The organism is Spirillospora sp. CA-108201, assembly GCF_050936235.1.
GTDB lineage: Bacteria > Actinomycetota > Actinomycetes > Streptosporangiales > Streptosporangiaceae > Spirillospora.
Genome location: NZ_JBNJNE010000001.1, coordinates 5,892,758 through 5,913,643, shown reverse-complemented (window position 1 = coordinate 5,913,643; position 20,886 = coordinate 5,892,758). Strand labels below are relative to the sequence as shown.

The 20,886-nt window shown below is 73.3% G+C and carries 21 protein-coding genes and 1 tRNA gene; 17 read left to right on the top strand and 5 right to left on the bottom strand.

The genetic code is table 11. The annotated features are described in order from the left end of the window. Positions 1–8 precede the first annotated feature (8 nt). The 3 genes from ACQEU6_RS28455 (at position 9) to ACQEU6_RS28445 (ending at position 865) form a co-directional block, all read left to right on the top strand. Positions 9–377 carry a cupin domain-containing protein gene (locus ACQEU6_RS28455; protein ID WP_499336121.1) on the top strand — a complete coding sequence of 123 codons (369 nt, stop codon included), beginning with the start codon at positions 9–11 and terminating at the stop codon, positions 375–377. 74 nt (positions 378–451) lie between these two features. Beyond that, positions 452–540, top strand: a tRNA-Ser gene (locus ACQEU6_RS28450). Between the two features lie 160 nt (positions 541–700). Continuing rightward, positions 701–865 carry a hypothetical protein gene (locus ACQEU6_RS28445; protein ID WP_499336120.1) on the top strand — a complete coding sequence of 55 codons (165 nt, stop codon included), beginning with the start codon at positions 701–703 and terminating at the stop codon, positions 863–865. Positions 866–868: 3 nt separating this feature from the next. Here ACQEU6_RS28445 and ACQEU6_RS28440 read toward each other — a convergent pair whose 3' ends face one another. Further along, positions 869–1,618: a M15 family metallopeptidase gene (locus ACQEU6_RS28440; protein WP_499336119.1), complete on the bottom strand. Its 750-nt coding sequence runs from the start codon at positions 1,616–1,618 to the stop codon at positions 869–871. A 164-nt stretch (positions 1,619–1,782) separates the two neighbouring features. Between ACQEU6_RS28440 and ACQEU6_RS28435 the strand changes: the two genes are divergently transcribed. Further along, entirely contained in the window at positions 1,783–2,202 is a 420-nt protein-coding gene (locus tag ACQEU6_RS28435) for a hypothetical protein (RefSeq protein WP_499336118.1), read from the top strand. Here ACQEU6_RS28435 and ACQEU6_RS28430 read toward each other — a convergent pair. Beyond that, on the bottom strand, positions 2,199–2,660 hold the full coding sequence (locus ACQEU6_RS28430; protein ID WP_499336117.1) for a MarR family winged helix-turn-helix transcriptional regulator: 462 nt from the start codon (positions 2,658–2,660) through the stop codon (positions 2,199–2,201). The genes ACQEU6_RS28435 and ACQEU6_RS28430 overlap by 4 nt on opposite strands. A 164-nt stretch (positions 2,661–2,824) precedes the next feature. Here ACQEU6_RS28430 and ACQEU6_RS28425 point away from each other — a divergent pair, with 164 nt between their 5' ends. The 3 genes from ACQEU6_RS28425 (at position 2,825) to ACQEU6_RS28415 (ending at position 5,890) form a co-directional block, all read left to right on the top strand. Continuing rightward, positions 2,825–3,835, top strand: coding sequence for a pirin family protein (locus ACQEU6_RS28425; protein ID WP_499336116.1), 1,011 nt, complete (start codon positions 2,825–2,827; stop codon positions 3,833–3,835). Positions 3,836–4,143: 308 nt separating this feature from the next. After that, positions 4,144–5,328: an ATP-binding protein gene (locus tag ACQEU6_RS28420; protein WP_499340371.1), complete on the top strand. Its 1,185-nt coding sequence runs from the start codon at positions 4,144–4,146 to the stop codon at positions 5,326–5,328. A gap of 322 nt (positions 5,329–5,650) precedes the next feature. Beyond that, a complete protein-coding gene (locus tag ACQEU6_RS28415) occupies positions 5,651–5,890 on the top strand; it encodes a hypothetical protein (protein ID WP_499336115.1) in 240 nt (79 codons plus the stop codon). A 21-nt stretch (positions 5,891–5,911) separates the two neighbouring features. On the opposite strand, the gene ACQEU6_RS28410 is transcribed toward ACQEU6_RS28415, so the two are convergent. After that, on the bottom strand, positions 5,912–6,760 hold the full coding sequence (locus ACQEU6_RS28410) for a MauE/DoxX family redox-associated membrane protein (protein WP_499336114.1): 849 nt from the start codon (positions 6,758–6,760) through the stop codon (positions 5,912–5,914). Beyond that, on the bottom strand, positions 6,754–7,704 hold the full coding sequence (locus ACQEU6_RS28405) for a hypothetical protein (RefSeq protein ID WP_499336113.1): 951 nt from the start codon (positions 7,702–7,704) through the stop codon (positions 6,754–6,756). Before ACQEU6_RS28405 ends, ACQEU6_RS28410 begins: the two co-directional genes overlap by 7 nt. A gap of 253 nt (positions 7,705–7,957) precedes the next feature. Here ACQEU6_RS28405 and ACQEU6_RS28400 point away from each other — a divergent pair, with 253 nt between their 5' ends. The 3 genes from ACQEU6_RS28400 to ACQEU6_RS28390 all read left to right on the top strand — a co-directional run bounded on the left by ACQEU6_RS28400 (position 7,958) and on the right by ACQEU6_RS28390 (position 12,203). After that, positions 7,958–8,446, top strand: a complete 489-nt coding sequence (locus ACQEU6_RS28400) for a SigE family RNA polymerase sigma factor (RefSeq protein WP_499336112.1) — start codon at positions 7,958–7,960, stop codon at positions 8,444–8,446. A gap of 335 nt (positions 8,447–8,781) precedes the next feature. Next, entirely contained in the window at positions 8,782–10,392 is a 1,611-nt protein-coding gene (locus tag ACQEU6_RS28395) for a long-chain fatty acid--CoA ligase (RefSeq protein WP_499336111.1), read from the top strand. A 203-nt stretch (positions 10,393–10,595) separates the two neighbouring features. Then, on the top strand, positions 10,596–12,203 hold the full coding sequence (locus tag ACQEU6_RS28390; protein WP_499336110.1) for an RNA polymerase sigma factor: 1,608 nt from the start codon (positions 10,596–10,598) through the stop codon (positions 12,201–12,203). Positions 12,204–12,207: 4 nt separating this feature from the next. Here ACQEU6_RS28390 and ACQEU6_RS28385 read toward each other — a convergent pair whose 3' ends face one another. After that, positions 12,208–12,978, bottom strand: coding sequence for a MerR family transcriptional regulator (locus tag ACQEU6_RS28385; RefSeq protein ID WP_499336109.1), 771 nt, complete (start codon positions 12,976–12,978; stop codon positions 12,208–12,210). Between the two features lie 89 nt (positions 12,979–13,067). Here ACQEU6_RS28385 and ACQEU6_RS28380 point away from each other — a divergent pair, with 89 nt between their 5' ends. From ACQEU6_RS28380 to ACQEU6_RS28350, 7 genes are all read left to right on the top strand, one after another. Next, positions 13,068–14,048: an adenylate/guanylate cyclase domain-containing protein gene (locus ACQEU6_RS28380; RefSeq protein WP_499336108.1), complete on the top strand. Its 981-nt coding sequence runs from the start codon at positions 13,068–13,070 to the stop codon at positions 14,046–14,048. A 187-nt stretch (positions 14,049–14,235) separates the two neighbouring features. Next, on the top strand, positions 14,236–15,798 hold the full coding sequence (locus ACQEU6_RS28375; protein ID WP_499336107.1) for an N-acyl-D-amino-acid deacylase family protein: 1,563 nt from the start codon (positions 14,236–14,238) through the stop codon (positions 15,796–15,798). A 236-nt stretch (positions 15,799–16,034) separates the two neighbouring features. Further along, the gene (locus tag ACQEU6_RS28370; RefSeq protein ID WP_499329217.1) at positions 16,035–17,261 is read left to right on the top strand and encodes an IS110 family RNA-guided transposase; all 1,227 of its coding nucleotides are present in this window, start codon (positions 16,035–16,037) and stop codon (positions 17,259–17,261) included. A gap of 194 nt (positions 17,262–17,455) precedes the next feature. Then, on the top strand, positions 17,456–18,313 hold the full coding sequence (locus ACQEU6_RS28365) for an IclR family transcriptional regulator (protein ID WP_499336106.1): 858 nt from the start codon (positions 17,456–17,458) through the stop codon (positions 18,311–18,313). Then, positions 18,310–19,524, top strand: a complete 1,215-nt coding sequence (locus ACQEU6_RS28360) for an alanine racemase (RefSeq protein ID WP_499336105.1) — start codon at positions 18,310–18,312, stop codon at positions 19,522–19,524. The genes ACQEU6_RS28365 and ACQEU6_RS28360 overlap by 4 nt, the downstream gene beginning before the upstream one ends. Positions 19,525–19,551: 27 nt before the next feature. Then, positions 19,552–19,926, top strand: coding sequence for a hypothetical protein (locus tag ACQEU6_RS28355; protein ID WP_499336104.1), 375 nt, complete (start codon positions 19,552–19,554; stop codon positions 19,924–19,926). Beyond that, positions 19,923–20,873, top strand: a complete 951-nt coding sequence (locus tag ACQEU6_RS28350; protein ID WP_499336103.1) for a sugar kinase — start codon at positions 19,923–19,925, stop codon at positions 20,871–20,873. Before ACQEU6_RS28355 ends, ACQEU6_RS28350 begins: the two co-directional genes overlap by 4 nt. Positions 20,874–20,886 lie beyond the last annotated feature (13 nt).

Sequence of the window (20,886 nt, the reverse complement as noted above, 5' to 3'; positions counted from 1 at the left end):
TGCCATCTGTGACGGACGACGACGGTGTCTACGTGGGGAAGGCGGCTCCGGACGCGGCCTGCGACCGGGGCTGGCTGCTCGGGCACTTCAAGGCGCCCGGCGACCTGCGGCACAGCCCGGAGGTCGAGATCAAGTGGGGCGTGCACCCGAGGGGCGAGCGCCGCGCCGCGTGGACGGACGGCGAGCGGCGCACCGCCCTGCTCGTGCTGATCAGCGGCCGCTTCCGTCTGGAGTTCCCCCGCGGCGACGTCGTCCTCGCCGAGCAGGGCGACTACGTGGTGTGGGGACGCGGCGTCGACCACTCGTGGGAGGCCGAGGAGGAGTCGGTGGTGCTGACGGTGCGCTGGCCGTCCGTCCCCGGCTACCGCGTCCCCTAGGCGGTCGCCGTTCGCGGTCGAACGCAACCGCCTCCGCCCGCTATCGTGGGCGATGACCGCGAGCGCGGTCACCTGGAGAGTTCGCATAGTGGACTAGTGCAGGCGCCTTGAAAGCGCCCAGGGCTGGGGACAGTCCTCGTGGGTTCGAATCCCACACTCTCCGCTCAGGAGCCGGCAGAGGCGCGGCCGCGCAATGCGCGGCCCACGGCTCCTGCGCCGCGGCTCCCGAGGAGCCACCCCCCTGGGATCACCCGCTGTGACGCGAGTTGCTCTCGTGGTGAAATCGCCCGACTCGGGGCGAAGGGTTCGTTACCCTCTTCGGCATGTCGCAGACACCGCAGGATCCGGCAGGCACGACGCACCAGTTCCAGAACTTCGCCAGCCAGACGCAGCCGGAGAAGTCCGGACCCAATGTCGGCATCATCGTCGGCGTCGTCGCCGTGGTGGCCGTCGTGGCGATCCTCGTGATCGCCCTCATGATGATGTGACGCTCAGCGGCCCGAGCTGGAGAAGTGCTGGTAGTCGCGGGCGCCGCTCCAGGTGCCGCCCCAGCTCCAGCCGATCGAGGCGAACGCCTTGACGACCTTGTCGCCGGCGTGGATGACGCCCGGATCGTCGTTCTTGCGGTTCTTGTACTTGACGCAGTCCTTGTGCGCGACCCGCCCGTCCGCGTAGACGTACGGGTTCTGGCACGGGTTGATGTCGACCGCGAGACCGTAGGCGTGGTTGGAGAACGAGCTCGAACCGGTCGCCTGGCGGCAGTTGAACGCCGAGGTGTTGTTCGCCTCGATCGAGTCGAAGTCGCTGCCCTTGTACTTGTCGACCGGCTGCATGCGCTCGATGGGGTAGCGCATGGTGTACAGCTTCCTGAACACCTTGACCAGGTCGCCGGCCGCCTTCGCGTTGACGACGAGCCGCCCGCCGGTGTGCGGCTCGTCGTCCATCCCCCAGTAGGTCATCTCGATCATCCGGAGCCCGGACGGCGACACGGGGCAGCCGCGGCGCCACGAGTGGCTCAGGTCCCCGGCCGTCACCTTCTTGATCGTGGACTGGAAGCCCTGCTTGCTCGGGGACGGCGACGGGGTGGTCGGGGTGGTCGGAGCGGACGCGGTCGGCGGGGTCGCCGGCGGCGCCGACCCGCCCGTGTCGTCGCCTCCGCGGCCACATCCGGCCGCGGCGAGCGGCACGGCCAGCAGCGTGGCGAGGAGTATCGCGGTCCTCTTGGCCCCTCTACCTGGCATCTTTGCAGCATACGCAGGGTCACCTGATGCGCGCGCCGGGCCTGGTATTCGCTACGGTGCGTTTGAAGGCGCGCCCGCGGGATAGGGCCGGGACGGACGGGCCGTGATCCTCGAACATCCGCCGGGCATGTCGCCCGGCGGGCTTCCGGCCCCAGGGAGCTCGAATGGCGGAGCCTCAGGAGAGGGACCTCCCGAGCCTCGAAGACGAGATCTTCGCGGTCGCGCACAGCGTGGAGGTCGAGCAGGCGGCTGCGCAGCCTCTGCTGCAGACGGAGAAGGCGCAGGTCGCCGCGGAGCGCGCGCGCGCGTTCCTCGGCCGGGACGTCAAGGCGCTCGCGGCCGGCATGGCGGCGTTCGTCTTCGTCGACGCCGTGATGATGTACCCGCCGCTGATGATGAGCCGCCGCCCCAGCCTGCTGCCGCAGTTCGTGACGCTGCTGGTGCTGGCCTTCGGGCTCGGCGGCCTGCTCGCCTGGAAGGTCGGCGGGCGGTGGCGGACGTTCGGCATCGGGATGATGCTCGCCTGGGGGCTGCTGACCCTGCTGTCCGTCGGGTTCCTGACGGGCGTGACCGCCCCGCTCTAGGACGAACCGCCCAGCCGCTTGAGGACGACGCCGAAGGCGCGTCCGATGGCCTCCAGGTCCCGGGGCTCGACGACGTCGATGAAGAACGTCCGGACGACCTCGACATGGTCGCGGGCGGCGCGGTCCAGCGCGGCGAAGCCCTCGTCGGTGAGGTGCGCGTAGACGCCGCGCTTGTCGTTCGGGCAGCTGTCCCGCTTGACGAGGCCCTTGGTCTCCAGGCGGGAGCAGGTGTGGGAGAGCCGGCTGCGCGACTGGCTGGCGTTGTCGGCCAGTTCCGCCATCCGCAGCCGCCGGTCGGGCGCCTCCGACAGCCGGACGAGGATCTCGTACTCGGAGTTCGACAGGCCGTGCTTGGTCTTGAGGTCCCGGTCCATGACCTCGGTGAGCCGGACGCTGCCGTCCACGTACGCGCGCCAGTCGCGCTGCTGGGCGGCGTCGAGCCAGCGGGGTTCGGTCATGCCCGGAGTATAGACCATATGTTGAAGATTCAATTAACTTTCACTATCTTCAGCCTAGCAGGACGGGTGTCTCCGTCCGAGGAAATAGTTGAAGCATCAACTACGTTGCAGAGGCCAGCGCACCGCCCGACCGCGGACGGGGCGCCCGGACAAGGGAGAACCCGATGCCTGCCGTGATGGCCGACCCGCTGACCCTGCCCCGCCTGCCGCTGCTGCCGCAGGAGGGCACCGACTGGCGCCGCGTCGCGAAGGTCGTGACCGCCCAGCGCCACCTGGAGGGCGAGGGCTTCCAGGTCAGGCGCCCGTTCCCGGGCATCGACCTGTCCCTGGCCGACCCGTTCCTGCTCCTGGACCACATGGGCGCCGTCGAGTACGCGCCCGGTGAGGCCAAGGGCACGCCCTGGCATCCGCACCGGGGCTTCGAGACCGTCACCTACATCATCGATGGAGCGTTCCAGCACCAGGACACCACCGGCGGCGGCGGACTCATCGCCGACGGCGGCACGCAGTGGATGACGGCCGCGTCCGGCCTCCAGCACATCGAGCAGCCGCCGCCCGAGCTGGTCGCCAAGGGCGGCCTGTTCCACGGCGTCCAGCTCTGGGTCAACCTGCCGCGCGCCCAGAAGTGGGTCCCGCCGCGCTACCAGGACATCGAGGCCCGCGACGTCACGCTGCTCGCCGCCGACGACGGCTCGTCCCTGGTGCGCGTCATCGCCGGGTCGCTCGCCGGACACGACGGTCCCGGCGTCACCTACACGCCGATCAACTACCTGCACGCGACCGTCGCGCCCGGGGCCCGCCTCGCGCTGCCCTGGCCGCGCGACTTCAACGCGCTGGTGTACGTCCTGTCCGGCCGCGGCACGGCCGGCGTGGAGGAGGTCGCGCTGGACGAGGGGCAGCTCGCCGTGTTCGCCGGTTCGCACCACAAGGGCGAGGCGGACGGCCTGGTCGTGCGCGCGGCCGACGGCCAGCCGACCGCCAGTTCCGCGGGGTGGGAGATCCTCGTCCTCGGCGGCCTGCCGATCCGGGAGCCGATCGCCCGGTACGGGCCCTTCGTGATGAACACCCGCGACGAGATCGTCCAGGCGTTCGAGGACTTCCAGGCCGGACGCATGGGCACCGTTCCCGCCGAGAAGGTCCCCCACCGGTCCGCGGCGGACGAGCCCCTGGCCTGACCCGCGGGGCCGGACTCCGAGCTCCCCGGCCGCGGGGGTGGTGCCTGCGGCCGGGGTCGTCTTCGGTGTTCGCGTGACGGGGGAAGACGGCGTGCGCTACTGTGTTCGAACAGTCGAACAGAAGTTCGACCGCCTTGTTCGAACGCGCTCGCCCGGGAGGCGACATGGTGGCGACCATGGCCACACGGGGGCCGGGCGGCTCCGCGCACCGGGGGCGGAGGCGTGACCACGCGACACGCCGCGGCGTTCTCTACGCAAATCTACGGCCGCAGCTATATCGCCTCATAGAGTCCGAGAGCGTGGACCCCGTGCGCAACCCCTACGCCCCGGGCGCCGGGCAGCGCCCGCCCGAGCTGGCCGGCCGCGACCGCGAGCTGCGGCAGTTCGAGGTCGTGCTCGAACGCGTCGCCCGCGGACGCCCCGAGCGCAGCATGATCGTCACCGGGCTGCGCGGGGTGGGCAAGACCGTGCTGCTCAACGCCTTCCGGTCGCAGGCGATCCAGCGGCTGTGGGGGACGGGGAAGATCGAGGCCCGTCCCGACCAGTCGATCCGCCGCCCGGTGGCGTCCGCGCTGCACCGGGCCGTCCGGGAACTGGCGCCCCGGCACCGCGCGCCCGACCGCATCGAGGAGTTCCTCGGCGTGCTCAAGGCGTTCGCGCAGGCGGGCCCCGAGCCCTCCGGCAAGGACAGGGCGCGGGCGCACCGCTGGCAGCCCGGCATCGACGTGCCCGCCGCGCGGGGCCGCGCCGACTCCGGCGACCTGGAGATCGACCTCACCGAGCTGTTCGTCGACGCGGCCTCCGTGGCGACCGACGTCGGCGTCGGCATCGCCCTGTTCGTCGACGAGATGCAGGACATCCCGGCCGACGACGTGTCCGCGCTGTGCGCCGCGTGCCATGAGTTGTCGCAGGTCGGCGGCCCGCTGATCGTGGTGGGCGCGGGCCTGCCGCACCTGCCGGCCGTGCTGTCGGCGAGCAAGTCCTACTCCGAGCGGCTCTTCCGGTACGCCCGCATCGACCGGCTCGACCGCGAGTCGGCCGACGTCGCGCTGCTGGCCCCCGCCGAGCGCGAGGACGTCACCTTCACCCCGGACGCCCTCGACGCCCTGTACGGCGCGGCCGACGGCTACCCCTACTTCGTCCAGGCGTACGCCAAGGTCGTGTGGGACGTCGCGCCCGACAGCCCCATCACCGCCGACGACATCAGGGTCGCCGCGCCGGAGGCGGAGAGCGAGCTCGCCGTCGGATTCTTCGGCAGCCGCTACGAGCGCGCCACCCCCGCCGAGCGCGACTACATGCGCGCCATGGCCATGCTCGGCGACGACCCGGTGCCCACCGCGTCCGTCGCCGACGAGCTGGGCCGCAAACCGTCCAGCCTGTCGCCCGCCCGTGACGGGCTCATCAAGAAGGGCCTCATCTACAGCGCCGAGCGCGGCGTGGTCGCGTTCACCGTCCCGCACTTCGGCAAGTTCCTCCGCTCCCAGCCCGCCTGACCCAGCCGCCTGTCGGGCTCTCTAGCGCCAGTGCTAGAGAGCGGTAGAAGGCCGCATCGAGACGTCTCGTCGGGCAAGTATCCGGCTCTCTAGCGACAGAGGTAGAGAGCCGTAGATTTCGCTCGACCATCCTCTGACTCTTTCTAAGCCTTTCTAGGCTATTTCTTAGATAGCGCTAGAGAGTCGCAGACAAGGGTCAGGCGTCGTCCGGGCGACTGGTGAACCGGTCGCCGCCAGGCGACTCAGGGGTTGTCGTATCAGGTCGGCGGGGTAGGAGCCCTGTGGCGATGCGGCGGGCATCCGGGCGATGCCAGGGGAACACATGACAGTGCGACGCCGGTCCCGCGACCACGACACCGACGACGAACTCTTGGACGAGGACGAGATATCCGCCTCGATCCTCGGCTACGACGACTCCGCGATGCGGCAGGACCAGGGCGGCCGCCCGCCGGACGTCGGGTCGGAGAACCGGTACATGGTCCGGCTGCGCGAGGCGCTGCACGCCCGCACCCGGCGCCTCCTCTACCGGCGCTCGCGCGGGGGCGCCGCCCGGCAGTTCTGATGGATCCCGGCGGGCGATCTCTCACTGACCCCTGGACACCAGGTCCGACCGGACGGGCGCGGGGGTTTCGGGCGCCACCACCGCCGACCGGACGGCCGGGTCCCGCTCCGAGGTCGACACCGCGAACACGATCTCCACGTCCCGCTCGCGCACCCGCCCGGGGAAGGCCACGAACCGCCAGCAGCCCTCCCGCCACACCTCCAGCGGCACGGCGCTCTTGATCGCGTTCTCGTGCTCGGCCCACGCCGGGCTGTCGTACAGCCGCGCGTGGGTCTCCGGCATCGGGCTGCGGCGCCGCTCGCACGGGACGGCGGCGCGCGGGCGCCGGTGCCGCCCGGCCAGCTCCGCCAGCTCGGGGGACAGCGCCAGGAACAGCGCGACCTCGACCGCGAACAGCAGGCCCACCCGCGTGTGGGCGTCCCGCAGCACGTCCACGCCCGCGTGCGGCGCGCCGAGCGAGACGACCGCCGCGCAGGTGAAGAGCATCGCCCGCAGCACGCTGCGCCGGTCCACCTTCTTGGCGCTCAGCGCGCCGAAACAGCCGCATCCCGCGTCCGGCCTGTGCACCCGCAGCTCGCCGACGACCCAGGTCGCGGCGGCGAACGCCGCCGTCGTCGCCAGCCGCACCGACAGGTGCGAGGTCACCAGCAGCGCGAGGCCGAGCACCCCCTCGCCGATGCCGAGCCCGACCGTCATGCCCCGGCTGCGGCGCAGCGCGGACAGCCGCGCGAGCCTGGCCGGCACCGGCACGCCGTGCACGTGGTCAGGCGCGGCCCCCGCCCGCTCCCGCGTCGTCAGCTTCGCCATGCACGCCACCAGCAGCACCGCCGCCAGCAGCAGCACCTGCGTGTTCTGGATCGCCGTCACCATGGCCCCTCCGCCCCCCGCGGCGCGCGCGGCCGGACGGCCGCGTTGAAGCAGCCGGCCGCCAGGTCGCCGCCGAGCCCGGCGAAGGCGGCCGGGGTCAGCTCGACGATCCGTCCTCGCGGCGACGCGTCGCACTCCACGCACCGGTCGCAGAACCGGGCCGCCGTGCAGCCGCACTCGATCACCGGTACCGGCGCCGAACGCCCCCCGCACTCGTTGCGGACGACGATCTCGCTGCCGATCGACAGGTACGGCATCGGCGCGCATCCGGACGGGGCGTCCGCGCAGCCCCCGGCGTCCCCCTCGGAGTCGACCGCCGGGTAGGACGCCCCGTCCCGCCACTCCCCCTCCACGCCGCCGAACCAGGTCGCCGTCCCGCGCGTCTCCTGCGGCACCGGCGCGGCCGCCGCCGGCGCGGCGAGGTCGGCGACCCGGTACCCGGGCTGCGAGGTCCCCGGACGCACCGCCTGCGGGCCGCCGGGGGACCCCACGCAGATCACGTCGATCAGGTAGCCGGGCTCCAGGCGCGGGTGCCGGACCAGCACCGGGCCGAGGACGGACGGCGGGACGACCACGTGGGCGCGCCCGCGGTGCGGCCCCATGTCCACCTCGACGGTGCCGCGCCCGCACGCGAGGATCGCCCCGCTGACCCGGCCGATGCCCACCCAGATCCGGTCGGCGCGGCCGCCGCCGGTCCGCCGGACGACCACGGGCCGGCCCGGCCGCAGCGCGGCGGGGCCCCCGCGCCCGCCGTGCCAGATCGCTGTGTCCTCGCTCATCGCGATGCGGGTCTCGGCCGCCCGCGCCCCGCTCTCGGCGACCACCAGAAGATGCGGGCTCGCGTCCAGCACCATCCCGCTGACCCCGCGCGGGCGCGGGCCGCCCTCGGGATTCTCGGGGGGCAACGCCCGGCGGTGCGCCGCCCGGCGCAGGGGGGTCGTCGGCATCGCGGCACTCCGTATCGATCGTCGTGACGTACGGCAACAGGTGTTAGGGCGGTGAGTCAAGAGTCACGCGACGTGACCCCGCTGTCGACGGATTTGTCGCGATAAGTCAATGGGTGGAGGAAGTTTGATCTACCTCGGTAGAAGAATATGAACTGGTTGACCCGGATATGTTGTTCCAGTAGGGCCGTAATGACGCCGGGCATGCGATCGTCGTCATACCGGGAGTCGGCGCGGCTCCCCAACCCCTGGTCCGGTGGTGGGTGTGAACGCGACGCGGCATGAGGAGTTCCGCGCATACGTGGTGGAACGCGGCCCCGTCCTGCTCCGGGCCGCCACCCAGCTCACCAGCGACCGCGCCGAGGCCGAGGACCTCCTCCAGGCCGCCCTGGCCAAGACCTACCTCGCCTGGGACCGCATCGAGGACCGCTCCGCCCTGGACGGCTACGTCCGCCGCGCCATGGTCAACACGCAGATCTCCTGGTGGCGCCGCCGCAAGCTGGACGTCTACCCCACCGACCAGCTCCCCGAGCGCCCCGTCGAGGACCACACCGACCGCAGCGAGATGCGCGACGCCCTGGGCCGCGCCCTCAGCCGCCTCCCCGAGCGCCAGCGCCTCGCCGTGATGCTCCGCTACTACGAGGACATGTCCGAACGCGAGATCGCCGAAGTCCTGGGCGTCAGCGTGGGCACGGTCAAGTCCACCGTCTCCCGCGCCATGACCCGCCTCCGAGAGCTGTACTGACCCAGGCGGCAACCCCCTGGAATCCCGGTCACCGCGCTCCGCGCGCGGTATCGGGACGGCTCCAACAAGGTGAGGGCGTGCGTGCGTCGGCTGTGGGTTCTCGCTTGGTTTTGGGGGTGAGAGGGTTGATTTGTCCTATCCGGCGTTCTTGGATGAGGACACCTGTCCTCACGCGTGGAGGGGACCCGCCGAGCCGGGCGACCGCAGCGACACGACACGAACCCGCACGGGCACGAGAACCTCAGCCGTGGCGTGAGGATCGCCCGGCTCGTAACGGGGGGTTCCAGGGGGCGCTACCCCTGGGAGAACGGAGAGAGCATCCCGTGTGGAGCACGATGCAGGACTTTCCGCTGACCATCACGACGATCATGCGTTGCGGGGCCGGGGTGTTCGGGGAGGCCACGGTCTCCACGTGGACGGGGGACGGGACGCGGCGCCGCACCTACGCGGAGGTGGGTGAGCGCGCCGCGCGGCTGGCGGGGGCGCTGAGGGGGCTCGGGGTGGACGGCGACCAGCGGGTCGCCACGTTCATGTGGAACAACACCGAGCACCTGGAGGCGTACCTGGCGGTGCCGTCGATGGGCGCCGTGCTGCACACGCTCAACCTGCGGCTGTTCCCCGACCAGCTCGTCTACATCGCGAACCACGCCGAGGACCGGGTCGTCATCGCGGACGCGTCGCTGGTCCCGCTGCTCGCGCCGGTGCTGGCGCGGTTCGAGACGGTCCGGCACGTGGTCGTGGTCGGGGAGGGCGACGTCGCGCCGCTGGAGGGCGCGGGCAAGGAACTGCACGACTACGAGGAGCTGCTCGCGGCGGCGCCGGCGGCGTTCGACTGGCCGGAGATCGACGAGCGGTCGGCCGCCGCCATGTGCTACACGAGCGGGACGACGGGCGACCCGAAGGGCGTCGTCTACTCGCACCGGTCGGCGTACCTGCACTCGATGTCGACGTGCACGGGGAACGCGATGGGGCTGGGCGCGTCCGACGTGGTCCTGCCGGTGGTGCCGATGTTCCACGCGAACGCCTGGGGGCTGCCGTACGCGGCGGTGATGGCGGGCGCCTCGCTGGTCATGCCGGACAGGTTCCTGCAGGCGGAGCCGCTCGTCCGGCTCATCGAGGCCGAGCGCCCCACGGTCGCGGGCGCGGTGCCGACGATCTGGTCGGACGTCCTGCGGCACGCGAGGGAGCACGGGTCGGACCTGGCGTCGCTGCGGCTCGTCCCGTGCGGCGGGTCGGCGGTGCCGGAGGCGCTGATGCGCGGGTTCGAGGAGATCGGCGTCCGGATCGTGCAGGCGTGGGGGATGACGGAGACCTCGCCGGTCGCGTCGGTCGCGCACCCGCCGCCGGGGGCGGCGGGCGAGGACGCGTGGCGGGCGCGGGTGAGCCAGGGCCGCGTCCTCGCCGGGCTGGAGATGCGGATCGTGGGGGACGGCGACGTGGTGCTGCCGCGCGACGGGGAGGCCGTCGGGGAGGTCGAGATCCGCGGCCCGTGGATCACCGGCGCCTACCACCTGGACGAGGACCCCGGGAGGTTCCACGACGGGTGGCTGCGCACCGGGGACGTCGGGACGCTGTCGCCGGACGGGTACCTCGTTCTCACCGACCGGGCGAAGGACGTCATCAAGTCGGGCGGGGAGTGGATCTCGTCGGTGGAGCTGGAGAACCATCTCATGGCCCATCCGGACGTCGTGGAGGCGGCGGTGGTGGGGGTGCCCGACGACCGCTGGCAGGAGCGCCCGCTCGCGTCGGTCGTCGTGCGGGACGGGGCGGGGGTCACGGCGGCGGAACTGCGCGGGTTCCTCGCCGGGCGGGTCGCCCGGTGGCAGCTTCCGGAACGATGGGCTTTCATCACCGAGGTCCCGAAGACCAGCGTGGGCAAGTTCGATAAAAAAGTGCTTCGGCGGCGCTATGCGGACGGTGATCTGGAGGTGCGGCGCGCCGATTGACACCGCTTCGTTCACCGGATTCTGACCCGGAGTCACAGATCGGGTGGTCACGCAGAGACGCACACAATCACCCCGGGTCACCATTGCGGCCATTTCAGGCGATCATGTGGTGCGGGCGGGGTCCGGGGGTGTATGCAAGGTGGGCTGATTGTCCGGATGGCCCCTATGGGGGCAACTTCCACACTCCGCTGCCGGGAGCGTGAATGCCCAGGTTGTCCACCTCCGCCCCCACAGCCGACCGCAAGCTGGTCAAGGGGCTGAACGAGGGTGACGAGGCGGCCTTGGCCGCGCTCTACGACGAATACGGCGAGCGCCTTTACGATTACGCGCTGTCGATGACCGGGGACGAGAAAGCGGCCGCCGACATCGTCCATGACGCGTTCATCGACGCCTGCCGCCGCGCTCCCCGAATGCGCGACCACCTGTATCTGAGTTCCTGGCTGTACGGAGCGGCGCGGCGCCGCTGCATACGCCGAGGCCGCCCGAAGGTGCTGTTCTGGGACCGGGACGGCGAGTTCTCCGACGTGCCGTTTCTGGATCGCGCCGAAACCGGCGACCCGGCGCCGGACCGGCCGCGGTCGGACGAGCTGCACGATCTCCTGCGCGCGTGCCTTTCCCGGCTGGAGCCCGTCGACCAGGAGGTGATGCTCCTGACGCACCGGCACGGCCTGCGCCCGGCCCGCCTCGGGGCGACGCTTGGCCTGTCGTCGCGGCGGGCCGCCGCGCGGGTGCGCAGGGTGCGCGCCCAGCTCGACGCGGCCCTGCAGCGGGAGATCGCCCGCGCGGGACGGGAGTGCGCCGCCGCCGCGGACGCGGCCGAGGAGTCCCGGTCCGCGGCGATCCCGGTCCTGGCCGCGCGGGCCCCGGACCGCCGGGAGGAGCCGCCCCCTCCGGCGGAGCCGGGCGGAAGGCCCTGGTGGCGTCCGCGCCGCCGCGGCGAGGTCTCCCCGGCCGATCCCGCGGTCGAGAGGCACGCGGCCGGCTGCGACGACTGCCGTGCCCGGGCCCGGGTGACCGCGGCCGCGCTGCTGCGCCGGGCGCCCGCGCCCGTGCTGCCCGCGGCGCTGCGGCACCGCGTCATGCACACCGCGACGGACCCGGAGCTGGCGGGCTACCGCGCCGACATCGCGGCGCGCGGCGGGACGCTGACGCCGTCCGGCCTGCCGAGCCAGCCGGACGTGCCGTCGCCGTTCACGCGCCGGTGGCTGTTCACCGGGGGCGGCATGGTGGGCGCCCTGGCCGCGGCCCTCGTCGTCGCGTTCGCGATGGGGCCGGGGATCGGCGACGGAACGCTGTCGTGGCCGCCGTTCCGCACGCATCCGCAGCCGTCGATCACGCAGGAGCGGCCGGCGGGCCAGGGGCACGGCAGGGCGGCGCCGCACGGGCCCGGCGGGGGCGCGCAGGCCCGCCCCGGGCAGCCGCCGCCCGCCCCGCAGACGCACGAGAAGACCCAGGAGGGCCCGCAGGGCCCGGCGCAGACGCCGCAGCAGCCGGCGCCGCCGTCGAACTCGCCCAAGCCGCCCGGCGTCCTCGTGGTGAACCCCGCCAAGGTCGAGATGTACGGGACGAAGACCGCCCAGGTCAGCCTTGAGGCGAAGAGCGGCCCGGTGTCCTGGACGGCGATGACCTCGTCGAACCAGCTGATCCTGTCGCAGATGCAGGGCGGCATGGTCGAGGACGGCACGACGAACCTGACGATCACGTTGCGGACGGCGCTCATCGGCCTGCCGGGGCAGGGCACGCTGACCTTCACCGACTCCGAGGGCGCGCCGCACGTGGTGAAGGTCGTGTGGGGCGCGACGCTGCTGTAGCGGCTCAGCCGCCGGCGGCGGGCGGCTCCCCGAGATGGTCCCTGACCATTTCGAGGTGGTCGCCGAGCGCCGCCTGGACGCGGGCCTCCATGGCCCGGGCGATGAACGGGTCGACGACCATCTTCACCAGCGGGCGCATCCGGCGGACCACGGCGGCGACCTCGCCCACGTCGTCGCCGTCGGGGACGGGCTCGCGCTCCAGCCGCGCGAACACGTGCTCCTGGACGAGGTTCACGAACCGCCCGGCGATCACGTCGCAGTCGGCGCGGATCTGCCCGGCGATGTCGAGGACGGACTGCAGCGGGACGCCGGCGGCGACCAGTTCGGCGCCGACGTGCAGCAGCCGCGGGCTCGGCACCCGGTACTTGTCGCCGTCCGGCTCGATCAGGCCGAGCTCGACCGTGCGCTCCAGGGTGCGGGCGACCTGCTCCTCGTCCAGGCCGGAGCCGAACTTGGCCATCAGGTCCTCGTAGGTGGCGGTGCCGGGGATCTCGTCCGACCAGGGGTCGGTGAGGACCTTCTCCAGCCCGAGCACCTCGGCGACGTCCTTGCCGGTCTCCCAGGCGCCCAGCAGGTCCTTGATGATCGCGAACGTGTAGCCGCGGCCGAGCAGCTTGCCGATCAGCCGCAGCCGCGCCAGGTGCGTGTCGTCGTACATGCCGACCCGGCCTTCGAGGCGGGGCGGCGGCAGCAGGCCGCGGTCCTGGTAGGCGCGGATGTTGCGCACCGTGCTGCCCGCCAGCCGCGCCAGCTCGTCGATTCGGTACTCGGCCATGCCCCGTCCGCCGGCTCGTGTCGTCTGACCGCCGTGATCTTACCCCCACCTCATTGTTACATCGATCGATGGCACATAGGGTTGCCCGCATGGCGGACGACATCGAGGAGACCCTCCTCGGCGGCCCCCTGCGCTACACGCGCCGGGAGGTCGAGGGCCGGGCGGGCGTCTCGGAGGACTTCGCCCGGCGCATCTGGCAGGCGCTCGGCTTCCCCGTCCCGCCGGACGACGAGGTCGCCTTCACCGACGGCGACGTGGCCGCGCTCGTCGAGATCCGCGGGGTCCTGGCCCACGAGCTGGTGGACGAGGAGACCGTGCTCCAGCTCGTCCGCGCCGTCGGCCAGACGATGGGGCGGCTCGCCAGCTGGCTCGGCGACGTGTGGCTCCAGCGCCTGAGCGCGCTGCCGTCCGACGAGCCGGTGTCGTCCGACCTGGTCACCGCGGCCCTGATCGCCACCGAGGAGCTGCGCCCCTCGTTCGAGCGGCTGCTGCTGCACGGCTGGCGCCGCCAGCTCACCGCCGCCGGGATGCGCGCCGCCGCGTCCACCGCCACCGCGCGGGCCGACCCCGCCGCGGGCGTCGCGCTCCTCGCGGTCGGGTTCGCCGACGTCGTGTCGTTCACCCGGCTGAGCCGCAGTCTCGACGGCGACGCCCTGGCCGGCTTCGTCGAGCGCTTCGAGTGGGCCGTCACGCACATCGTCGCCGAGTGCGGGGGCCGCGTCGTCAAGACGCTCGGCGACGAGGTCCTGTTCGTCGCGCCCGCCGCGGGCGCCGCCGCGGAGATCGGGCTGCGCGTCGCGGAGCGGTTCAACGAGGACCCCGACTTCTCCAAGGTCCGCGTCGGCCTCGCCTACGGCGAGGTCATCCAGCGGCTCGGCGACGTGTTCGGCACGCCGGTCAACATGGCCGCGCGGCTGACGTCGACCGCCTACCCGGGGACGGTCCTGGCCGACGCCGGCCTGGTCTCGGCGCTGCCGTCCGGGCCCTGCGAGGCCTCCGGTCTGCGTCCCCGCCCGTTGCAGGGCCTGGGGCGCGTGCGGCCGTTCCTGCTGCGCCGCCCCAGGGCGTAGCCGGCCCGCGCTTCCCCCTTCCCCGCCGCCGCTCCCTCCGGCTTCGGTAACGTCGCAGGTCAAGGGGTGGTTGTGCAATGCAGAATCATGTGTTGCAAATCTGGTGCGGCGCTTGGCGCGCCCCATAACCTCCACGATGACCGGCACGGAAGTCCGGTTACGCGCTCTTTGGGGTAAATGAGGTCCAATGTACGATCTGCTGGTTCGCGGGGGGACGGTGCTGGACGGCACCGGGGCCCCCGGGCGCCGCGCGGACGTCGCCGTCACCGACGGACGGATCGCCGCGGTCGGCGTCCTCGGCGGCGCGCGGGCGTCCGCCGAGATCGACGCGACCGGCCGGTACGTGATGCCGGGCTTCATCGACACCCACGTCCACGGCGACGCCGCCGTGTTCGACCCCGACGTGCGGCTCGCCGCGCTGCGGCAGGGCGTCACGACGTTCGTCCTCGGCCAGGACGGGGTCTCCTACGCGCCGTCGGGCGCCGAGACGCTCCGCTACGTGAGCCGCTACTTCGCGCCGGTCAACGGCAGGCACCCCGGGCTGGGCGGCGGGCCGGTGACCGTCGCGGAACTGCTCGCCTCCTACGACCGGCGCACCCCGCTCAACACCGTCTACCTGCTGCCGCACGGGACGATCCGGCACGGCGTCCTCGGGACGGCGCGGCGCGCCCCGGAGTCCGGCGAGCTGGCGGCCATGCGGGCGCAGGTCGAGCGCGGCCTGTCCGAGGGGGCGGCGGGGCTGTCCACCGGGCTGGAGTACGTCCCCGGCGCCTACGCCGCCGCCGCCGAGATCGCGGCGCTGTGCGCGCCGGTCGGCGCGGCCGGCCTGCCCTACGTCACGCACATGCGCGGATACGAGTCCGCCGCCGGCGCGGCGATGGCGGAGGTGCTGGAGATCGCGCGGGCGGGCCGCGTCGCCCCGCACGTCTCGCACTACCACGGCCCCGGCGACGAGCTGGTCGCGCTCGTGGACGGCGCACGCGCCGAGGGCATCGACCTGACCTTCGACAACTACCCCTACCTGCGGGGATCCAGCACGCTGACGCTCGTCACGCTGCCCGGCTGGCTCCCCATCGCCGACCTGGACGCCACGCTGGACGCGCTCGCCGACCCGTCCGTCCGGGAGAGGCTGGAGCGCGACTGGTTCGCGCACCGCCCCGAGGTGTGGCCCCGGATCACGCTCTCGCACGTCCCCTCCGACGGGTTCCGGTGGGCGGAGGGCATGAGCCTGCCGGACGCGGCCGAGCGGGCCGGCTCGGGCCCCGGCGCGTTCTGCTGCGACCTGCTCGTCGCGACCCGGCTGGAGGCCGGGTGCGTGTTCGGGCAGCCGCCGACCAACAGCGAGGAGTCGGTGCGGGCGCTGCTGCGGCATCCCGCCCAGACGACCGGCTCCGACGCCATCTACCAGGGCGGGCATCCGCATCCGCGCGGGTGGGGCGCGTTCGCCCGGCTGCTCGGGCGGCACGTCCGCGAGCTCGGCGACTGGACGTGGGAGCAGGCCGCCGTGCACCTGGCCGGGCGCGCCGCCGACCGGTTCCGGCTCGCCGACCGGGGCCGCGTCGAGACGGGGCGCGCCGCCGACCTCGCCGTCGTCGACCCGGCCGCCGTCACCGACCGCGCCACCTACGAAAGACCCAGGTCGCCCGCCGAGGGCGTGGAGCACGTCGTGGTCAACGGCGTCCCCGTCCTGGCCGGCGGCGTTCTCACCGAGAACGCGGTACCGCCGGGGCGGGCCCTCACCCCCGCCTAATGGGAGCTGCCGGGTCGTAGAGACTCGGTAGCCGTAGCCGCCAGCAGGTGAGCACTCCCGCCGCCGGAAGCCGTCCGACTTCTGAGGTCAGACCGTGCCCCTGCTGGTCGGCCGGGAGGCCAGACCGCTGATGGGGTGGCGTGCCCGCCCAGTGGGGTGTGAGCACTGGATCCATTAGGCCGCGTGCCGCGCTTTCCGCAGGCTGCAAGGAGCGAAGTACCTGACCAGGAGGACGAGTGCTGCTGATCGGCGATGACTGGGCCGAAGACCACCACGATGTCGAGGTCCAGGACGAGACCGGCCGGAAACTGGCCGCCGCGAGGTTGTCCGAGGGCGTGGAGGGGATCGCCAAGCTGCACGAGCTCGTCGCCGAGCACGGCGGTGGGGACCTTGATGCCGCCGAGGTCGTGGTCGGGATCGAGACCGACCGCGGCTCATGGGTGCAGGCCCTGATCGCCTCCGGTTACCAGGTCTATGCGATCAATCCCCGGCAGGTGGCCCGGTTCAAGGAGCGGTACGCCTCCTCCGGCGCCAAAAGCGACAAGGGCGACGCACACGCGCTGGCCGACATGGTCCGCATCGACCGGGCCCAACTGCGGCCGGTGGCCGGGGACAGCGCCCAGGCCCAGGCCGTCAAGGTCGTCGCCCGCGCCCACCAGACCCTGATCTGGGAACGCACCCGCGCCTTCCAGCGGCTGCGCAGCACGCTGCGGGAGTACTTCCCCGCTGCCCTGAACGCCTACGCCGACCTGGCCCTGACCAGCACGGACGCACTGGAACTGCTGATCAAGGCGCCCGCCCCGGCAGCCGGGGCGAAGCTGACCCGCACCCAGATCACGGCCGTCCTGGCCCGCGCCCGCCGACGCAACCGGGACGCCAAAGCGGCCACGATCCAGACCGCGCTGCGCCAACGGCAGCTCGGCCTGCCCGAGCCGGTCACCGCCGCTTACGCGGCCACCGCCACCGCCCACGCCCATCTGATCATCGCGCTGAACGAGCAGATAGCCGCAATGGAGGAGCAGGTGAAGGCCCATTTTCGAACGCACCCGGACGCTGAGATCTACCTCTCGATGCCCGGCATCGCGGAGATCACCGGCGCCCGGGTGCTCGCCGAGTTCGGAGACGACCCCACCCGCTACGCATCCGCCAAAGCCCGCAAGAACTACGCCGGCACCAGCCCCATCACCCGGGCCTCCGGCAAGAGCCACACCGTCCAGGCCCGCTACGTCCGCAACAACCGCCTCGCCGACGCGCTGCAGACCCAGGCGTTCTCAGCCCTGCGCGCCTCGCCCGGCGCCCGCCGCTACTACGACAAACAGCGCGCCCGCGAGACCGGCTACAACCCCGCCCTGCGCCAGCTCGGCAACCGCCTCGTCGGCATCCTCCACGGATGCCTCAAGACCCGCACCCTCTACGACGAAGCGACCGCCTGGTCGCACCACGCACACCTCCATGCCGCTTGACATCAAACGACATGGGGTGTCTGACCTCCAGTTCCCCCCACCCAGTTCGCCGAGGCCCGTCCGGGCCCGGACCAGCACAAGGAGTCCCTCATGACCGGTAGGTTCACGGCGCCGGGCACGCTGGCCGCCACCGGGCGGCACCTGCGCGCCGCGCGGGACGTCCTGCGCCGCGGCCTGCTTCCGGGGAGCACCACATGACGACCGACCAGGCGAAACCGAGGAACCAGTCGTCGTCGCTGCGCCGCGCGCTCGCCGTCCTCGACCACGTCCGCGACCGCGCCGACGCGCGCGGGGTGTCGCTGACCCGCATCGCCGACGACCTCGACATCAGCAAGAGCACCGTGCTGCGGCTCGCGCAGCCGCTCATCGACGGCGACCTGCTCACCCGCGACCGCGAGACCGGCTGGTTCCGGCTCGGGCACGGCGCGCTGCGGCTCGGCCAGGCGTACCTGTCGACGCTGGACATGCGGTCGGTCGCCGCCGACCCGCTGCGCCGCCTCCAGCACCTCGTGGGGGAGACGTGCCACCTCGTCGTCTACGAGGCCCCCGACGTCGTCTACATCGACAAGGTGGAGAACGAGCACAACGTCCGGATGGCGTCCCGCGTCGGGCTGCGGATGCCCGCCTACCGGACCGCCGTCGGCAAGGCCATCCTCGCCTGGCTCGGCGAGGACGCCTTCCAGACCGTCGTCGCGGCCGGGATGCCCGCGCGCACCGAGCGGACGATCACCGACCCGGCGCGGCTGGCCGCCGAGCTGGAGCGGGTGCGCCTGTCCGGGTACGCCGTGGACGACCGGGAGAACGAGCCCGAGGTCCGCTGCGTCGCCGCGCCGGTCTTCGACCACACCGACCGGGCCGTGGGGGCGCTCGGCGTGTCCGGGCTGACGTCGCGGATGACGCCGGCGCGGGTCCGGGAGGTCGGGCCGATGGTCGAGCGGGCGGGCCCGGAGATCTCCCGGGTGCTCGGCTCGTCCCGGCCGTCCCGCCGCCGCCCTGACCGGCCCCGCAACGACACGTCGCGTCACGACCCGCAGGAAGGAAACCAGCCGTGAGCCTCACCATTCCCGGCGAGCACGTCGACTGGCGGACCAAGGGCCTCCTGGTGCCCGGCCCGCCCGTCCCTCTGGAGGAGTTCGCCGCCGCCCGGCACCCGCTGTTCGGCGGCCCGTTCACCTGGCCGCTGATGGTGGCGCGGCGGTCGGCGCTGGACCACAACATCGCGGCCCTCGCCGCGTTCTGCCGGGAGCACGGCCTCGCGTTCGCGCCGCACGGCAAGACGTCCATGGCCCCGACGCTGTTCCAGGCCCAGCTGGACGCGGGCGCCTGGGGCATCACCGCCGCGACCGCCAACCAGGTGCTCGCCTACCGGACGTTCGGCGTCCCCCGCGTCCTGCTGGCCAACGAGCTGCTCGACCCGACCGCGCTGCGCTGGCTCGGCGGCGAGATCGACCGCGGCATGGAGTTCCTGCTGTACGCCGACTCCCCCGAGGGCGTCGCCGCGATCTCCGCGGCGGCGGGCGAGCGCCCGTTCCGCGTCCTGGTCGAGCTCGGCCACCCGGGCGGCCGCACCGGCTGCCGCACCGCCGCGGAGCTGGCCGCCGTCGCCCACGCCGTCGCCGCCGCGCCCGGCACGGAGCTCGCCGGCGTCGCCGGGTACGAGGGCGGGCTGCCGGACGTCGCGGCGGCCGGCGCCTACCTCGGCGCCCTGCGCGACGCGACCGCCCGGCTCTCCCCGCTGCTCCCCCGCGACGTCGTCGTCACCGCCGGCGGCAGCGCCTACTTCGACCAGGTCGCCGAGAAGCTCGCCGGCGACTGGCTGCCCGGCCACGACCTCACCGTCGTGCTGCGCAGCGGCGCCTACGTCTCCCACGACGACGGCATCTACACCGAGCGGACGCCGTTCAACCGCGTCCCCGGCTCGCTCGACGCCGCGCTGGAGATCTGGGCGCAGGTCACCTCCGTCCCGGAGCCCGGCCTCGCGATCGCCGGGATGGGCAAGCGGGAGGCCCCCTACGACGCGGGCCTGCCCGTCGCGCTCCGGATCCGCAGGGCGGACGGAACGACCGCCCCTGCGGACGGCATGCGCGTCACCGACACCAACGACCACCACGCCTACGTCGCGACGGGGGACGCCTCCGTGCGTCCGGGGGACCTGATCTGCTTCGGGATCTCCCACCCGTGCACGGCCTTCGACAAGTGGCAGGTCATCCCCGTCGTGGACGACGACCACACCGTGGTCGACCTGATCCGCACCTACTTCTGAGACCGGCACCTCCGAGAAGGGAACCCCATGATCCCCCGCCTGGCGCCGGGACCCGCGCTGACCGGGACGGTCCGCACCCGCGCGGAGGCGGGCGCCCTCACCCCGAACGAGGTCGCGCGCGCCTGGGACCTCGGCGCCGCCGCCGTGAAGATCTTCCCGGCGAACGCGTTCGGGCCGCGCTACCTGCGCGACCTCGCCGAGCCGTTCCGGGACGTCCGGCTGCTGCCGACGGGCGGCATCGGCCCGGACACCGCCGCCGGGTACATCGCGGCCGGCGCGATCGCGGTCGGCGCCGGAGGCTCCCTCATCGGCGACGCCCTCGACGGGGGCTCCCTCACCGCGCTGGCCGGCCGGGCGCGGGCGCTGCCCGCCGCGGCGGCCCCGGGGGAGGCCGCCCGATGAGCGCCGACCTCGTCACGTTCGGCGAGACCATGGCGCGGCTGGAGAACCCCGCCGTCGGCCCGATGCGGCACGCCCGCTCGCTCGACCTCGGCATCGGCGGCGCCGAGTCGAACACGGCGATCGGGCTGGCGCGGCTCGGCGGCAGCGCCGCCTGGTTCGGCCGCGTCGGCGACGACGAGTTCGGCCGGCTGATCACCACCGCGCTCGCCGGGGAGGGCGTCCGTCTCGGCCACACGGTCGTGGACGGCGCCGCGCCCACCGCGCTGCTGTTCAAGGAGCGCCGCTCGGGCACGCTCACCCGCGTCCAGTACTACCGGACGGGCAGCGCGGGCTCCTGGCTGCGGCCGTCCGACGTCCCGCACGACCTGATCCGGACCGCGCGCGTCCTGCACGTCACCGGCATCACCGCCGCCATCAGCGACACCGCCCGGCAGGCCCTGGACGACGCCGTAGAGACCGCGCGGGACGCCGGCGTCCCCGTCTCCCTCGACCTCAACTACCGGTCGGCGCTGTGGACGCCCGCCGAGGCCGGCGAATGCCTGCACACCCTGGTCAAGCGCGCCGACCTGGTGTTCGCGACCGAGCAGGAGGCCCGCCTCGTCGTGCCCGGCGACGACCCGGCCGCGCTCGCCGCCGCCCTGGCCGCGCTCGGCCCCCGCGACGTCCTCGTCAAGCGGGGCGCCGCCGGGGCGGTCGCGTTCTGCGAGGGGCGGCTGCTCGTCCGGCCCGCCCACCGGGTCCCCGTCGTGGACCCGGTCGGCGCCGGGGACGCGTTCGCCGCCGGGTACCTCGCCGAGTTCGTCCGCGGCCTGCCCGTCGCCGCGCGCCTGGCCACCGCCGCGGCCGCGGGCGCCTCCGCGGTCACCGTCCGCGGCGACTGGGAGGGCCTGCCCAGCCGCGCCGATCTGGAACTCTTGAAAACCGCGGAGAACGACGTCACCCGATGAGCGGCGTCACCAG

Coding starts and splice junctions, on each gene's coding strand:
- ACQEU6_RS28445 (WP_499336120.1), top strand. CDS start 701: ATGTCGCAGACACCGCAGGATCCGGCAGGCACGACGCACCAGTTCCAG.
- ACQEU6_RS28440 (WP_499336119.1), bottom strand. CDS start 1,618: ATGCCAGGTAGAGGGGCCAAGAGGACCGCGATACTCCTCGCCACGCTG.
- ACQEU6_RS28435 (WP_499336118.1), top strand. CDS start 1,783: ATGGCGGAGCCTCAGGAGAGGGACCTCCCGAGCCTCGAAGACGAGATC.
- ACQEU6_RS28430 (WP_499336117.1), bottom strand. CDS start 2,660: ATGACCGAACCCCGCTGGCTCGACGCCGCCCAGCAGCGCGACTGGCGC.
- ACQEU6_RS28425 (WP_499336116.1), top strand. CDS start 2,825: ATGCCTGCCGTGATGGCCGACCCGCTGACCCTGCCCCGCCTGCCGCTG.
- ACQEU6_RS28415 (WP_499336115.1), top strand. CDS start 5,651: ATGACAGTGCGACGCCGGTCCCGCGACCACGACACCGACGACGAACTC.
- ACQEU6_RS28410 (WP_499336114.1), bottom strand. CDS start 6,760: ATGGTGACGGCGATCCAGAACACGCAGGTGCTGCTGCTGGCGGCGGTG.
- ACQEU6_RS28405 (WP_499336113.1), bottom strand. CDS start 7,704: ATGCCGACGACCCCCCTGCGCCGGGCGGCGCACCGCCGGGCGTTGCCC.
- ACQEU6_RS28395 (WP_499336111.1), top strand. CDS start 8,782: ATGCAGGACTTTCCGCTGACCATCACGACGATCATGCGTTGCGGGGCC.
- ACQEU6_RS28390 (WP_499336110.1), top strand. CDS start 10,596: ATGCCCAGGTTGTCCACCTCCGCCCCCACAGCCGACCGCAAGCTGGTC.
- ACQEU6_RS28385 (WP_499336109.1), bottom strand. CDS start 12,978: ATGGCCGAGTACCGAATCGACGAGCTGGCGCGGCTGGCGGGCAGCACG.
- ACQEU6_RS28380 (WP_499336108.1), top strand. CDS start 13,068: ATGGCGGACGACATCGAGGAGACCCTCCTCGGCGGCCCCCTGCGCTAC.
- ACQEU6_RS28375 (WP_499336107.1), top strand. CDS start 14,236: ATGTACGATCTGCTGGTTCGCGGGGGGACGGTGCTGGACGGCACCGGG.
- ACQEU6_RS28365 (WP_499336106.1), top strand. CDS start 17,456: ATGACGACCGACCAGGCGAAACCGAGGAACCAGTCGTCGTCGCTGCGC.
- ACQEU6_RS28355 (WP_499336104.1), top strand. CDS start 19,552: ATGATCCCCCGCCTGGCGCCGGGACCCGCGCTGACCGGGACGGTCCGC.
- ACQEU6_RS28350 (WP_499336103.1), top strand. CDS start 19,923: ATGAGCGCCGACCTCGTCACGTTCGGCGAGACCATGGCGCGGCTGGAG.